This window comes from Paenibacillus polymyxa, assembly GCF_015710975.1.
GTDB classification, from domain to species: Bacteria; Bacillota; Bacilli; order Paenibacillales; family Paenibacillaceae; genus Paenibacillus; species Paenibacillus polymyxa.
The window spans coordinates 2,151,013-2,166,720 of record NZ_CP049783.1 but is presented as its reverse complement, the minus strand read 5'-3'; the positions used below and the strand labels follow the sequence as shown (position 1 = coordinate 2,166,720).

Genomic DNA, 15,708 nt, shown 5'->3' with positions numbered 1-15,708 from the left:
CTCATCCTCCTCCCCTATCGGCGGTTAGCCACCTTATTCCATTCCCGGTCGAGTTTGGCCAGATAGGCGTCGATGTCTCCGTTTTGCAGGAAGGCCTGCACAATAGAATTCAATTGGACGGCTTTGGGAATATAGTGATCGGCGAAATCAATGACACGGCCTGACTTAAAATACGGCAATAGCTCCGCCACACTCGGGTCATCCTGCGTGACTCCCTTCACCGCTGAAAACAACGTTTGTTCCGTAATGTATTGCTTGCTGTTCTCCGGCTTCAATAGGAAGGCAATGAACTCTTCAGCTTCCTTTTTATGCGGGGTGCTTTCCGAAACAGCCAATAGCGTATCTATCCCAGACACCAGCTTGACCGCCTTGGCGTCATTCCCTGTGGGGAACGGGAAAAATCCGAGTTCCACTTTCGGGTTAGCTTTGCGGATTTCAGATATAGCCCACGAGCCCTGAATGTACATCAGTCCCTGCCCGTTAGCGAAAGCACGGTTCCCGTCAGCATAGTTTTTGCCAAAGTTATCACTATGTCCGTATTTCAGCAGCTCCAGCTGCTTTTCCGCAACCTCGCGGTACTTGTCCTGAAAGGTGACCTGATTCTCACGCCGTTGCAGGAAAAAATCAATACCCACCAAATTTGGACCCAGTGCATTAAAAGGGAGGTTCGTTTGCCAATCATCTTTATATGTAAAATAGAATGGGATCTTGCCAGCAGCCTTGATTTTTTGCGCTGTTGCAATCAGTTCATCCCACGTTTTGGGCACCTGTAATCCCATTTCCCTAAAAAGCTTTTTGTTGTACATCACACCATTCGCATTCGCAGCATAAGGAATTCCATACACAGGATCGACCCCGGTCACATCCTTAAGCATTTTGAGGTAAATCGGGTCCACCGTACGTGGTAATTCTGTATTTGCCAGATCCGTAAAAATACCGCTTTGCGCCAAAATGGAGTAGGTATCTGTGGCCCCAAGCCCCACAATGTCAGGTACATCGTTTTTGACAACCCGTGTCAATAGCACCGTTTCTGCCTCTGGCGGGTTAACCTGTGTCACTTCAATACCAGGATGCTCCTGATTGAATTGAGCGATCAGCTTATCGAATGAACCCTTAGCCTCCGGCTTATTTTGGAAAAACTCAATTTGCACCTTGCCTGAAGCGTCGCCCTTATTGCATGCGCTTACAACGATCGTTAGCAGCAGGATCGCCGCTAGTGCAGACAGCCTTTTGACCCCATTCCACATGCTCATACCTCCTTTTCCCCTATGTCAATCTATGCGGTACTAGACAATTAATACCCGTCTCTGGCGAAAAAGAAACGATACCGTAGAGGCAAACGCCTTCCCGAAGTCCAACACCGTTCGTATTAAAAAAAGATCCAGCTAACCTTCAAACGGTCGCGTGGATCCCTTTCGCTTTTATAATGTTCGGGTTACAAAGTCTTATTTCTAAACAATCTTCTTTTGCCATCGTGTAAAACTAATAATCATGCAGGCTATAATCATTCCTCCTGCACACATCCAAAATTCAAATGAGTTGTCAATCCTTAGAGCAAGCAATATTTCTCGAAATGGGTCCATTAACATAATGAGTGGCCTAAACAACTCGAAGAGAAATACGGATAAGATAAGAATCACTATATAAGCAAATAACGGCCGTGACACAAACAAACACACAACGCTACTCAACATGAGCTTTACCAGACAAACCAGCGTTAATACCAAATAAAACCCAAGTATGTAGGGTATAGCGTCCGACCGGAAAGAGGCAACGGATGACCCATATTTAAAAAAAGTAGAGCTGTGCGGAAAAAACAACCATCCAGCGATTACACCTATAAGCAAGCTTGTCCCCATAAAAATGACCGTTATGGCTGATAGTGCTAGCAACTTGGCAAGCCAAAACTGAAAACGTCGATACGGTCGTAACACATATAGCCTATAGGCTCCAGAATAGAGATCCCCGCTTAATTGGTCCACATACAGAATGGGCAGGATTGCTGTAATGAGAAATAAAGCAACCTCACTCATCATCAGCCACGGCAGATTGAGATTATTTACGACCACAGTTCCTTCACCAAAACGTAAGACCTTCGTACCCGTTACTTTATGGCTCCATATAATTGCGATCACGATTAATATATAGGCTATATATAATAAAAGACTGGATTTGCGATTCCAAATTCGTTCCATTTCACTTCGCCATATTCCTAGCACGAGGAAATCCCCCTAATACAGATAATCATCGGTCACAAACCGGCGGTAAGCCCCCCAAGTAAAAAAGATAAGATATAGACTAACAACGGTGATAATCGCTCTATTCACAGACAAATTCCCCATTAAGGACCTATCTAGTCCTGTATGCTGCATATATGGAACAATCATAAATGCAATCACATTGTATAAGTAGGGGATATGAGAAACCAAAGCGGCCAATTTTAAATACAATGAATCAAACAACAGTGAGCCCAGATTGTATACCATACAAAAACCGATTGCATACGTTACACTCTTACTGTACATCGCGACAAAGCAGTAAAAGGAGCTTATTGCCAATAATGAGGCAAGTGCCCAACCATAGTATTCAAGCATCTGTAGTCCCTGAGATCCAGACAGTCCCGCATCACTTATATCATATGAAAGAGTCCATACTTCAACGATCACCTGCGAGGATACTGCAAATGCCATGAGAAGAAGCAAGATAGAAGTATTCAAAACCAACAGCTTACCCCAGAAAATCTGACCGCGGGTAAATCGGCGCATAAACAACAAACGCAGTTGCCCGCTTCGAAATTCCTCTGTGTATACAGCAGCCGCTAAAACAGCCACAGCTATATTACATGCTAAAAACAAATTCTCACGCAGACCCGTAACGACAAAGTTTAGGGATAATACCTCTACAGGAATCTTCATCGTGCGCAAGAAATATACTCCTGTCGAACAGGCTAGCATTGGTGTACATAATACCATGAGCCAGAACCACTTTCGTCTCCATAATCTCTCGAACTCGCTGTATACTAATAACTTCATAGTCCCATTAATCCCATAAAGGCATCCTCCAGACGTTGGCCTTCCTTTATCAGCTGATCAGCGGGCCCCTGCCAAACTAGCCTACCCTCTTTAATTACAATGAGTTCATCGCACATCTGTTGCAATTCATCCAGTAGATGACTGGAGATAAAAAAGGCATAATTCGCAGAATCACGCAGCTGAAGCACAATATCTCTCAGCTCTCTCATCCCCATGGGATCAAGACCGTTGGACGGTTCATCCAGCAGCAGAAGCTCAGGAGCGCCCAGCATGGACTGCGCAATACCTAGTCTTTGCTTCATTCCCAGCGAGTAGGTTTTCACCTTGTCATCCCCCCGCTTTTCCAGCCTCACCTTTGTAAGCAACTCTTCGATATGTATCTCCCGATCTGAGGGCGCAATTTCAGAATGTAGCCGTGACAAGTTGCGCAAAACCTGCCTACCTGTCATGTAATCAAAAAAGACTGGAGATTCAACAATGGCCCCTACCTTGCATAACGCCTTTTCCCGATCAGTGTGCACATCATATGAAGCTATCTTTACAGAACCGCTGGTTGGCTGCATTAATCCGGTCATGATTCGCATCATTGTAGTTTTACCGGCCCCATTAGGCCCAATAAATCCATATATCTTTCCTTTTTGAAGCTTAAAGGAAACACGATCTAACAAATACCTTTTTCCCATTTTTTTCGTCACCTGGCTGACCTCCAGCAAGGAGTCCGACATACTATTTCCCCCATTCATAACGAATCGTAAAATAGTTGCCAACGCGGGCATTGGATATATAAGATTTCTATTGACGACACAAACTTCAGTTAACAATGATACACATTAACCATACAGTTTAAAAAATACCACATGTTGCGAAATGTAAAAGGTTCGCTTTATATGTAAAATAAAATATAAATAATTCATAAATGTCCTTTAATATAATAGATGGTTATTAATTTTGGCGATAATGTCTTTACCATACAAAAATAGCCCTTCGGCAGACGCGCTACCTCAGGGCTATTCTTTATGCAAATATACGTTGCCTATCTTCAGCAACCAGCCTGTCGCCTACTCCAGTTCAACCCACTCGCCGAGCAACGTGTCCAGCTCCGCTTGCAGTCGCTCACGCACGTCCCACAGCTCCGCCATGCGTGCTGTGTCGCTGCTTGTGCCGAGCAGTTCCAGCTCGGCATCTGTCGCCGCCAATGCTGCTTCCTTGGCGGCAATCGCCCGCTCCAACCGCTCGCGGGACACAGCGGGTGGGCGGGACGGCTTCGCGGACTTCGCTCCGCGTGCCCCACTCCGGACATCGGGCGCCCCCAATTGACCTGCCGCCCCGGAGCGAGCACGGCTCGCATCGGCTCCGGTGGTCGCCCCTGTCCGCGCAGCCGTTCCCGCATCATTGCTCGCTGCACTGGCGGGCGTAGCTAGGCCCGCGCCCGAGCCGCCACCAGATGCGGCTCTACCTGCAGATGCCGAGCGTACTCCTGCATCCGCTCCGTGTTGCGAGTGGGCGTTTTCCAGCTCCCGCTTCTTCGCGCGGTATTCATCAAAGCCGCCCAGATAAAAGGACAGCTTTCCGTTTTCCAGCTCCCACACGCGTCCAGCCAGCTTATTCACAAAGTAGCGGTCATGGGAAATGGCTAGCACCGTTCCCGTGTAGGTGCCCAGCGCTTCCTCCAAGGCCTCGCGGGAATCGATGTCCAGATGGTTGGTCGGCTCATCCAGCACCAGCAAATTCGGCTTTTTCATAACCAGCAACGCCAGCCGCAAGCGAGACCACTCCCCACCGGACAGCATGCTCACAGGTTTAAACACATCCGCACCATAAAATAAATACTTCGCCAGCTGCCCGCGTGCTTCGCCTTCTTCCAGCCCTGCTTCCTCCTTGAAGTAAGCAAGCACCGTCGCCCGGCTATCCCGTTCTCTCTCTTGCTGCGCCAAATATCCGTACTCGACGCGTGCGCCCCATTGGACCGTGCCTGCATCTACGCTTTCCTGACCAAGCAACAGCTTGAGCAGCGTCGTTTTGCCCGCGCCGTTATTGCCTAGCAAAGCTACCTTTTCACCAAATTCAAGGCTGCCTGTTGCCTCGTTTAATATTTGACGTTCTCCATAGGCTTTGGTGATGTCCTCGAATTGAAGCACCCTGCGACCGGAACGATCCTCCAACTTTAGGTGAAACTCCGCACCTTGAGGGTCCAGTACAGGTCGCTTCACCAGCTCCATTCGTTCCAGCGCCTTGCGGATTGAGGCTGCTTTTTTGAAAAACTTTTCATTATCGCCATTGCGTCCCCACTCTTCCAAACGGCGAATGGCCTCTTTCATCTTTTTGATCCGCTTTTGCTGCTCCTTATAATCCTCAAATTGCAGCAGCAGACGTTCTTCCTTCTCCTTAACGTAGCCGCTGTAATTCGTATAGTACGTAAAGGCCTCGCCATCCTCCAGTTCGATCATTTTGCCGGCAACTCGATCCAGAAAATAGCGATCATGGGATACAACCACACACGCACCTGCGTAGCCCTGCAAAAATTGCTCCAGCCATTCCAATCCTTTCAAATCCAAATGGTTGGTCGGCTCATCCAGCAACAGTAGATCTGGTCGTCCAATGAGCTGTGATGCCAGCGCTATTTTGGTTTTTTCTCCGCCTGAAAGTGACCCGAAGTTGCGCGTATACATAGCTTTGGGAATACCTAGCCCATCCGCTATCTGATCCATACTGGCATCCATTTCATAGCCGCCATTACGCTCAAACCGCTCCTGTAGAGAAGCATACGTTTGCAACAGCTTCTCTAACAGCTCGGGATTCGCTGCCACAACCAGATCTGACATTTCCCGTTCCAGTGTGGTCATCTGATTGCGGCAATCCTTCAGTTCACGATAGGCGTAAGCCAGCGTTTCGTATACGGTGAAGCTTTCAAACTCTGCCGGGATTTGCGGCAAATAGCCGATTTTCGTATCCTTGGCGATGACGAGCTGCCCTTCATCTGGGCGGGACAAACGCGCAATTAGGCGTAATAGGGTGGTTTTCCCGCTTCCGTTGCGACCGATGAGCCCCACCTTTTCTCCCTTATGGATATCAAACGTTGCTCCATCTAAAATCAGATTGGCAGCGTGGTATTTTTTCAATTGTTGACCGTTTACAATATACATGTTCAGGCTCTCCTTTATTTAGGAAGACCCTTACCCAGGTAACACAAAAAGAGCCGCAGGAGCAACCCCGCGACTCTTCGGAAGGTACAGCAATCCGTTCGAGTTAAGGTAGGCGTCTTCTCGCGATGTTTACAACCGTATGATTAAAATTGGACAGACTTCTCCCGTTGTATGGAAAAGCATGAACAATGCCAGCCATAGCAATCGGCAGCTGGCTAATACGGTTGTTCAGCATCTCGTGATTCACCTACCTCACCTCCTTCTTCATAATTGGAAGTAGTATAACATGTTTTTTCGAATAACAAAAGGGAAAAATATCCTACTGGGTTATGACACGGAGTGGTGTCCTCTGACTGTCTGCGATGCCCCCGCTCTGGTAATCGAAAAAACGCCGCAGACAAAAGCAACAATCACAAATGCCCCACCTACCCAAGCATTCGTGGCAACAGATTCGCTATTCTCAATCACTACCCCTCCCAAGGCAGAACCGAGAGCGATCCCGACCTGGAGTGCAGAGAAATTAAAGCTTTGCTGAATACTGCCTGATTCGGGTGCATTTTCAATAAGATAACTTTGCATTGGGGGCGACAAGGCCCAGCTCAGGATTCCCCAGATGATCAGAAGCGGCACAAACACATACATCGAGTGAATCGAGAACGGCAGCAGGAACATCACGGCGATAAACACACCCACGACAATGAGAATACTTTTCGCTGTGCCGAATCGGTCGGCCAAAGAGCCGCCAATAAAGCCGCCGCTCACTGCCGCCAATCCAAAGACAAAATAGGCGACACTCACCCATGAAGCGTTCAAGCCCATCAGGTTTTCCAAAAACGGAGTGAAGTACGCATACAACGTGTAGTGTCCCGCCAGTGTCAGCGTAGTGACCAGATGGGCACTGATTACTTTAACATTTTTCAAGGACTTCAACTGCTCACGCATAGGCACAACATGCTCAGTTGGAATCCGCTCCATAAACAAGTGCATAATGATCATAGAAACTACGGTCAACAAGGCAATAATCAGGAATAGCACCCGCCAGCCAAACGCATTTCCAATCAGCACCCCGGCTGGAATGCCTAGCACAATGGAGGAACTGACCCCCATGGAGATTACACCGAGAACGCGGGCTTGATAAGCTTTGGACACCACTTTGACTGCAATGGTTAGCGACAATGTCACGATCAATGATCCACTGGCAGCAGTAATGATACGAGATATAAACAACACAGCATAGTTCGGACTCCAGAAAGCCAGCAGACTTCCCAGAATAAAGATAAACATCGACCACAAATACAGTCGCTTTCGTTCGATTTTGGCGGTCAACGCCAACAAAGTCGGCCCAGCAATAGCGTACACGAGCGCATAGATCATGATAAGCTGTCCTGCCGTGCTTACAGAGACGTTCAAATCCTGTGCAATCTGGGGCAGCACGCCACCGATAATCAACTCCACCAGACCTACCGTAAAGGTCGCAATGGTTAAAATAACTACTTTGAAGTTCATTACATTAGCTCCTTTGCTGTCATGTAAATCCCTCGCATCACGCAAAAAAATCCTGACCACAAGAAATGTACAAGACGTACACTTTTTGTAATCAGGATTTATCGGTTCCTGGTAGAGACCCTCAAACCATATTATTGAGGTTATACAAATGGGGCATTCATTTATTACGCTTCACGAAGGTTATAGCTATTACTATAAAGGAGCCTCTGGTTAAGTTCAACCCCTACAGCCGCAAAAATTCGCTCATGGCACGATCTGACAGATAGGGTAAATACTCATGACCGTATTCGTGATACACAAGCAATTCCTTGTCCGATACGATTTTATTGTACACCGCAAACTGTGTGGAAGGTGGACAAATCACATCCGATAGCCCTGTCACGAATAGCACCCGCCCTCGAATACGGTCTGCTAAATGTTGAATGTCAATGTAGCCTAGACGGTGAAATACTTCGCTCTCCCGAACATGATTGGGATCAAACCAGCGAAAATAATAAACCAGTTCCTCATAGGCCGATGTCGTTGCATCCAGCGCCCAGGCTCTTTTATAATCCGACAGGAACGGATATACCGGTACCGCCACACGGACACGAGGCTCCAATGCAGCGCAAGCAACCGTCAGCGCCCCGCCTTGGGAGCAGCCAAATGCACCGATCCGTTCAGGGTCAACCTGCTCCATAGACATTAGAATGCGCACCGTCTGTACCGTATCCAAAAATACGTTGCGGTAATACAACCGATCCGGGTCCGGGTCGTCAATTCCACGAATAATATGGCCGCGAACCGTCGTTCCCTGAACCTGCAAATTGTCCTCAGACAGCCCGCCTTGCCCTCGGCAGTCCATAGCTAGCACAGTGAATCCGTGTGCTGCATAACTCACCTTGTCGAACCAGTCGCCACTGTCGCAGGAATACCCATGAAACATAGCCAAGGCTGGACCTTGTTCCGTAAGATGCTTGGGACGAGCCAGCTTCCCATGAACCCTCGCTCCGCCCACTCCAGTAAAATACAGATGGTAACACTCCACCAGCGGAGAGACAAATTCGGCAGGCTCCAGTGTATATTCCAGTGGCTGTCGTTCCAGCTCCTGTAGCGCCCGTTCCCAGTACATATCAAAATCCTGCGGCTTTGGATTACTCCCCATATAGGACTGTAGCTGCTGTAAAGACATATCCTCCGGCATGTAAAATTCCTCCTACATCCGGCCTGACTCACGATCATCTGCGACTACTTCATCCGTCGCGATGACATACTTCATAATGTCAGATACTGTCGTGTATGCGATACCTACATACGTATCAGCGGCTCCATAATAAATCGCAATTCTTCCGGTGTCTGCATCATGCAGTGTAGCACACGGGAACACCACATTTGGCACAAAGCCACGCTCTTCATACCATTCCTCTGGGGTCAACACGAAGTTGGAGGAACGATATTTGACTTTGGACGGATCATCCAGATCAAGAACAGCTACTCCCATGCTGTATACCAGTCCATTGCACGTGCCTGTCACCCCATGATAGAACATCAGCCAGCCCTCTGTCGTCTCAATCGGTGCTGGTCCGCCACCAATCTTCACCGATTGCCACCAGCCCTGACCACCCTTGCTCATTACATGACGATGCTTGCCCCAATACACCAAGTCAGGACTTTCGCTCAGGAAAATATCACCAAACGGAGTATGACCACTGTCGCTCGGACGGGATAGCAACATAAAGTTTCCATTTAGCTTGCGAGGCAAAAGCACTCCATTGCGATTAAACGGCAAGAACGGATTTTCCAAGCGCACAAAGCTTTTGAAATCCTTCGTTTGTGCGATTCCCAGCGCTGCACCATAGAAATCTGTACACCAGATGATATAATACGTGTCTTCCACTCGAACCAGACGCGGATCGTAAGCATAATTAGGCTGATATTCATTTCCTTCCTCATCGACCATATGCAGACGCTCTGTCTCAATGTCCCAAGCCAGCCCGTCGCCACTCCAGCCGAGATGCAAATGCGGGCGTCCATTAATCGTTTCAGCACGGAATATCCCTACAAACCGTCCTTCATACGGAGCTACGGCACTGTTGAAAATACGGGCAATGCCAGGCACCGGATTTCGTCCAATGACCGGGTTTTCAGTATGCCTCCATACCGGAGCCTCGCTGCCTTCCGGCTTATTCTGCCAAGGCATTTTCGACAAGCTGTCTCCTATAATTCGTACGTTACCTACATCCAAATCTACATTCAATTTACTCATACTTAACTCTCCTCTCACCTAGACACTTCATTTTATTTTTTCTATTTCACTGAACCCTGTGCAAATCCGTTATAGATATATTTTTGTAATGATAAAAATGCAACCAGCGTCGGAATAATCGCAATGATGATGCCTGCGCTAATGACTTCCCATTGCGAACCGTATGGCCCTTTAAACTTAAACAGTGCCGTCGATATCACCTGAAGGCTTGTTTTGGGCATATACAGGAACGGAGTGTAAAAATCGTTGTAAATATTAACACCCTTGATGATGATTACCGTCACAATGGCAGGCTTCAGCAGCGGCAAAATAATGCGCCAGTAGATGGTCAGATAGGAGGCCCCATCCAGCATGGCAGACTCATCCAGCGCCACCGCGATGGAATCCAGAAACTGAAGGAAAATATACACCGCGATAATATCGGTTCCCAAATACAGTAAAATGGCTGCCCAAGGCGTGTTAAACAGCTCCAACTTGTTAATGATCTGGAATGTCGATACCTGTGTCGTCACCCCCGGAATGAGCGTGGCGAGCAAGAACGCACCCAGCATGAGACTTTTACCTTTAAATTTAAAACGATTCAAAATATACGCAATCATGGAACCGGTCAACGTGGCCCCGATGATAGAGATCAGCAAAATAAAGGCTGTGTTCAAAAATCCGGTTAGCATATTTCCATCCACAAAGGCCTTGGCGTAGTTCGCCCAGTTCAGCCAGTTCACCGGGGGAGTCAGAGGACTGGTTGCCGCATATTCAGCCTTCGTCTTCAAAGATGCAAACAAAATCACAACAATTGGCAGTAGAGCAATGAACGCACCTAGCAATAGCGCACCATACTTGATGGTGTTTGCCAGTAATCTTTTCAGCTTATACATAGTTAGTCCTCCTCCCCCCGAATCAGCAACCGCTGAAGCAGCGTAACAGCAATTACAATCAGCAGCAGAACAACCGCCATCGCTGAGGCTAAACCAACCTTGCTGTATTTAAATGCCACATCAATCGTCTGAATGACGAACGTCTTACTGCCGTTGGAGCCACCAGTCATAATGTAAGGAATATCGAATGCACTGATCGCGCCACTAATCGCCAAGATCAGATTCAGCTGCAAAATTCGCTTAATAGTCGGCAAAATGATAGAGCGGAACTGATGCCAGCGGTTGGCTCCGTCGATATCGGCTGCTTCGTACAGATCACTGGATATGGAAGAAATCGCACCTAGAAACACAATAAAGTTAAAGCCCATGTATCTCCAGATCGACGTACCAGCCAGCGAAATATTAATAATCTCCGGGTTGCCCAGCCACAGCTTGACATACGAACCCAATCCCATTGCCTGAAGCAGTGTATCAAGGGTACCGTCTGGCTTAAAAAAGAATAGAAAAATAAAACCAATCGCCACCCCGTTCATCAGGGAGGGAAAGAACAAAATGCCTTTAAAGAAATTTTTAAACCAGGTCTGAAAGCTGAGAATGGTTGCAAAATAAAGGGCCAAACCCATCTGTACAAACGTAGCTACAAAGTAATACAAACTGACCTTAAACACCGAGAAATACTCGGGGTCGGTAAAGATTTTGATATAGTTTTCAAAGCCCACATATTCTAGACGCTTACTATAGCCGTTCCAGTCCGAAAAGCTGTATTTAAACATATTGATCACCGGCAAGTACGCAAAAGTGACCAGCAGCGCCAGCGGAATAAATGAAAAGGCAACAATAATCGCTAATCTTTGTTTAGAGTAGCTGAGATTCGAAAATTTAAACATGCTGCACCTCCTGGCTATCCGTCCATCAACTGCCACTTCAATCTCTTCTTATGGTCAGTTCAGATGGCTATTTTGCTTCCTTGGCTGCCACTTCAGCACGCGCCTTCACCCATGCATCGTTCAGATCCTTCATAATGGTGTCATACGATTCCGGGCGGTTACCCACCGCTGCCTCAATAATTCGTTTCTTGAAATCAGGTTGCCACAAGCCGATTTCTCCCATTTTGTCGATTTTATCGACAATTCCTTCCTGCCCCTTCGGTGACGGAGTGAGCGCTTCAAAAACAACTCCCTCATTCTCATACTGCTTCAAAATGGCAGGCATTTCGGCACCCTTCAGCGGACTAATGCTGCCTGCCTGCTCTACGGCATAGTTGGATTTTTCGGTAAACCAGTCCACCCAGGCACGGGCCGCCTCTTTATTTTCACTGTTTACGTTAATAGCGAGGTTAAAGTCACCTGCCAGCGGTACAAGTACCTTGGAGGCATTCGTCGGGAAAGGCATAAAACCGATATCATCCTTGTTAGAAGCTACGCTTTTGATCTGATCAATTGCCCAAGAGCCAAGCACCATCGTACCAATTTTGCCTTGCGCAAGATCCGCCTTGGAAGTCTCCCAATCGGTAGTCGTTGGATCTTTTTCAATCAGACCATTTTTAGCTGCATCGTACAGGACCTTGTACAACTCATAGTGGGGCTGACCCTTCGTGAAATTGTCATCTGAATTCGGTTGTGTGACATTCACGTATTCCTTCGTACCCGCTACTGTTGCCAGGCTAGACTCCCACTGGGTCAATGCCCAACCAGAGGCATAGTTCGTAAACAGCGGCACTGCCTTGGTTTTGTCCTTAATTTGCTGTAACGCTTTCAGGAATTGATCCGGTGTTTTAGGAATTTGTGTGATTCCTGCTTCCTTGAACACCTTTTTGTTATAAATCACACCCGAGTAAACCATCGCAATCGGAATACCGTAGCTGTTACCATCCACTGTACGTTCTTCAATGCCGGTATACTTGTTTTTCATCTCCTCATAAGTACCTAGAGGCTCGAAAAAATTGGGTAGCTCTTCAATTGGAATACTCCCAGGAATTAGCAAAACATCTCCGTAATCCCGAGTCCCCATCCGAATTTTAATTTGACCATCATAATCGGCCAATGCCTGAAAATTGACCTTCACGTTCGGATAAATTTTGTTAAATTCCTTGGCGTAATCCTGAAATACGGTATCCACAATATCTGTCCGCTGTGTGATCACCGTAATTTCCCCTTCCGGTCCCTTCGGATCAGAGCTGGTAGCTGGCGCATCCTTCTTTGAGGTACAGCCAGTAAACAGTCCCGCTAACAAAAGCACGGATAGTAATGACATTAAAACCTTGGACAACTTCATGAGACGACCCCTCCTGTTGTTTTGAATAAGGTTATCGTTAAACTAACAAAATCATTTTATTATGTTAGCGCTTACTGTGTCAATTACAATATTTTTTTGTAAAAACAACACCCAAATGTTATACCAAAACACAAATTAAGTATGGTTGACAGTTTATAAATACATAGATAAGATACCTTTTGTAAGGTTAACGATAAGCTAATAATTCATTTTCCGAAGGAGGCTTTGTCTCTTGGAAACACTAGTACACGAAATTAGACAGGAATGGAAGGAACATATACTCCCATTCTGGCTAGGCTTGAAAGATGAAGCGCATGGCGGATTTTATGGCGAGGTAGACGCGGATCTGCACATCCATAAACAAGCGGACAAAGGTGGCATCGCCACTGCGCGGTTACTCTGGTCTTTCTCAGCAGCAGCCCGTGTAACAGGGGAACGCGTCTATGCAGACGCGGCACGACATGCCTTTACATTTCTGCAAAACCATCTGCTCGACCCGTTACATGGAGGAATGTACTGGATGGTGGACTACACAGGGCAACCTGTGGATACGTGTAAGCATGTATACGCGCAGGCATTTGCCATCTATGCGTTGGCAGAATATGCACGAGCTACGGATGACCCGAATGCATTACCTCTGGCAATGGAGCTGTTTCACCTCGTAGAGCAAAAAGGATATGATCCTGCTCTACAGGCATACGGTGAACAATATGATCGTTCGTGGAACGAGCAGCCTAATGAGCTACTCAGCGAAAATGGAGTTACCGCGCATATTACCATGAATACGCATATTCATGTTTTGGAAGCGTATACCCAATTGCTGCGCGCCTACCCAAACGAAGAGGTTCGGGACGCACTGAAGAACGTGCTGGACATTTTATACCAGCGTGTTTACGATGCTTCCGCCCGGCGGTTGGGAGTATTCTTCGACCGTGAATGGCACTCTCTGCTTGATCTGACCTCATATGGTCACGATATCGAAGCCAGCTGGCTGATGGAGGACGCCATGAATGTGCTGGGTTATCATCCATCCGAGTATGTGAATATGGTGATGGATATTGCCAGCGCGGTAGCTGAGCGGGCTGTTCAGCCTGACGGATCGCTCATCAATGAACGGGAGGGAGAGCGGGTAGACACCACACGTATCTGGTGGGTACAGGCCGAGGCAATGGTTGGTTTTTACAATGCGTTTCAGCGGACACAGGATGAACGATTTTTGAAAATTGTGCGAAATCTATGGACCTATACCCGGCAGTATATCATTGATCCGCGCACCGGAGGCGAATGGTTCTGGTCGGTTCAAGCGGACGGTAAGCCTGACGAGAGAGAGATTGCAGGCCCTTGGAAGTGCCCATATCATAACAGCCGATTTTGCATTGAAATGCTGGAAAGGATGGATAAACAATGGTTCATAACAAATACGATGAGCTGCTAGCGCAGCAAGAAGAACTGATTACGCGCCCCAATGAGGTTAAAACCTCCTTTTACAATGGTATCTATGAACGCTACCTCTATCCGGTGCTCACACGCCATCATGTTCCCATTCACTGGCGGTTTGATCTGGATGCACAAACCAATCCCTTTTTCATGGAACGACTGGGTGTCAATGCAGCATTGAATCCTGGAGCGATCTATCATGAAGGAAAATACATTCTTGTTTCGCGCACCGAGGGACTGGACCGAAAGTCATTTTTTGCCTTAGCAGAGAGCGATAACGGCATTGATCAGTTTCGATTCGTTGACGCTCCCTTAGTATGGGATGATATCGACCCGGAAGAAACCAATATGTACGATATGCGGCTGGTGAAGCATGAAGACGGCTGGATTTACGGTATTTATTGCTCGGAGAAAAAGGACCCTGACGCGCCATCCCACGATACCTCCAGCGCTGTCGCTCAGGCTGGACTGGTCCGCACTCGTGATCTCCGCACATGGACCCGGCTCCCCAACATCACTACCCAGTCCCCGCAGCAACGTAACGTTGTCCTGCACCCCGAATTTGTGGACGGCCAATATGCCTTCTATACTCGTCCCCAAGATGGGTTTATTTCGACCGGCTCAGGCGGAGGCATCGCGTTCGGTCTCTGCAAAGATATTACACAGCCCGTGATTAAACATGAGACAGTCATTGACGAGCGCTACTATCATACGGTATACGAAGTTAAGAACGGCCAAGGTCCTGCTCCGATCAAAACGAGTCGAGGCTGGATTCATATCGCTCACGGGGTACGCAATACAGCCGCCGGGCTGCGATATGTGCTGTATACCTTTGCCACCAGTCTGGAAGACCCTACGCGCGTCATCGCCAAGCCCGGTGGGCATTTTCTGGCTCCTTATGATGAGGAACGCGTGGGTGATGTTTCGAATGTTATTTTCTGCAATGGAGCAGTCGTTAATGAACGGGATGAAGTCTTCATATACTATGCGTCCAGTGATACCCGTATCCACGTGGCGACGACCACGATTGCCCGTCTGGAGGACTATACTTTCAATACACCATCCGACCCATTGCGTTCTCTCGGCAGCGCCGCTGTCCGCCGTGAACTGATCCATCGCAATGAAGCGCTATTGCAAGCAAGCAACCGTACTTCCCAGCGGATCTAAGCCGTAAGCTTTATCATGCTTGCGGAACC

The 15,708-nt window shown here is 47.6% G+C and carries 14 protein-coding genes and 1 riboswitch; of the genes, 2 read left to right on the top strand and 12 right to left on the bottom strand.

Going from position 1 to position 15,708, the window contains the following annotated elements; all coding sequences use genetic code 11:
- Positions 1 to 14: 14 nt before the first annotated feature.
- The 12 genes from G7035_RS09745 to G7035_RS09690 form a co-directional block, all read right to left on the bottom strand.
- The gene (locus tag G7035_RS09745) at positions 15 to 1,247 is read right to left on the bottom strand and encodes an ABC transporter substrate-binding protein (RefSeq protein ID WP_019688922.1); all 1,233 of its coding nucleotides are present in this window, start codon (positions 1,245 to 1,247) and stop codon (positions 15 to 17) included.
- 204 nt (positions 1,248 to 1,451) lie between these two features.
- Positions 1,452 to 2,219, bottom strand: coding sequence for an ABC transporter permease (locus tag G7035_RS09740; RefSeq protein ID WP_019688923.1), 768 nt, complete (start codon positions 2,217 to 2,219; stop codon positions 1,452 to 1,454).
- Positions 2,220 to 2,231: 12 nt separating this feature from the next.
- Complete coding sequence (locus G7035_RS09735) at positions 2,232 to 3,032, bottom strand: ABC transporter permease (protein WP_029515262.1); 801 nt, start codon at positions 3,030 to 3,032, stop codon at positions 2,232 to 2,234.
- Positions 3,029 to 3,757: an ABC transporter ATP-binding protein gene (locus G7035_RS09730; RefSeq protein WP_017426158.1), complete on the bottom strand. Its 729-nt coding sequence runs from the start codon at positions 3,755 to 3,757 to the stop codon at positions 3,029 to 3,031. Before G7035_RS09730 ends, G7035_RS09735 begins: the two co-directional genes overlap by 4 nt.
- Before the next feature lie 333 nt (positions 3,758 to 4,090).
- Complete coding sequence (abc-f, locus tag G7035_RS09725) at positions 4,091 to 6,175, bottom strand: ribosomal protection-like ABC-F family protein (protein WP_019688925.1); 2,085 nt, start codon at positions 6,173 to 6,175, stop codon at positions 4,091 to 4,093.
- Positions 6,176 to 6,278: 103 nt separating this feature from the next.
- On the bottom strand, positions 6,279 to 6,422 hold the full coding sequence (locus G7035_RS09720) for an RAxF-45 family protein (RefSeq protein ID WP_016822706.1): 144 nt from the start codon (positions 6,420 to 6,422) through the stop codon (positions 6,279 to 6,281).
- Positions 6,423 to 6,502: 80 nt separating this feature from the next.
- On the bottom strand, positions 6,503 to 7,681 hold the full coding sequence (locus tag G7035_RS09715) for an MFS transporter (protein ID WP_019688926.1): 1,179 nt from the start codon (positions 7,679 to 7,681) through the stop codon (positions 6,503 to 6,505).
- A gap of 68 nt (positions 7,682 to 7,749) precedes the next feature.
- Positions 7,750 to 7,849, bottom strand: a riboswitch (purine riboswitch).
- Positions 7,850 to 7,904: 55 nt separating this feature from the next.
- On the bottom strand, positions 7,905 to 8,864 hold the full coding sequence (locus G7035_RS09710) for an acetylxylan esterase (protein WP_017426155.1): 960 nt from the start codon (positions 8,862 to 8,864) through the stop codon (positions 7,905 to 7,907).
- A 12-nt stretch (positions 8,865 to 8,876) separates the two neighbouring features.
- Positions 8,877 to 9,926: a glycoside hydrolase family 130 protein gene (locus tag G7035_RS09705; RefSeq protein ID WP_019688927.1), complete on the bottom strand. Its 1,050-nt coding sequence runs from the start codon at positions 9,924 to 9,926 to the stop codon at positions 8,877 to 8,879.
- A 41-nt stretch (positions 9,927 to 9,967) separates the two neighbouring features.
- Positions 9,968 to 10,801 (bottom strand): carbohydrate ABC transporter permease, encoded by an 834-nt coding sequence (locus tag G7035_RS09700; RefSeq protein ID WP_016822702.1) that lies wholly within the window; start codon positions 10,799 to 10,801, stop codon positions 9,968 to 9,970.
- A 2-nt stretch (positions 10,802 to 10,803) separates the two neighbouring features.
- Positions 10,804 to 11,688, bottom strand: a complete 885-nt coding sequence (locus G7035_RS09695; protein ID WP_019688928.1) for a carbohydrate ABC transporter permease — start codon at positions 11,686 to 11,688, stop codon at positions 10,804 to 10,806.
- 67 nt (positions 11,689 to 11,755) lie between these two features.
- Entirely contained in the window at positions 11,756 to 13,075 is a 1,320-nt protein-coding gene (locus tag G7035_RS09690; RefSeq protein WP_019688929.1) for an ABC transporter substrate-binding protein, read from the bottom strand.
- A 232-nt stretch (positions 13,076 to 13,307) separates the two neighbouring features.
- Here G7035_RS09690 and G7035_RS09685 point away from each other — a divergent pair, with 232 nt between their 5' ends.
- Both G7035_RS09685 and G7035_RS09680 read left to right on the top strand, forming a co-directional pair.
- Positions 13,308 to 14,510 carry an AGE family epimerase/isomerase gene (locus G7035_RS09685; RefSeq protein WP_019688930.1) on the top strand — a complete coding sequence of 401 codons (1,203 nt, stop codon included), beginning with the start codon at positions 13,308 to 13,310 and terminating at the stop codon, positions 14,508 to 14,510.
- Entirely contained in the window at positions 14,480 to 15,679 is a 1,200-nt protein-coding gene (locus G7035_RS09680; RefSeq protein WP_019689102.1) for a glycoside hydrolase family 130 protein, read from the top strand. Before G7035_RS09685 ends, G7035_RS09680 begins: the two co-directional genes overlap by 31 nt.
- The last annotated feature ends 29 nt before the right edge of the window (positions 15,680 to 15,708 follow it).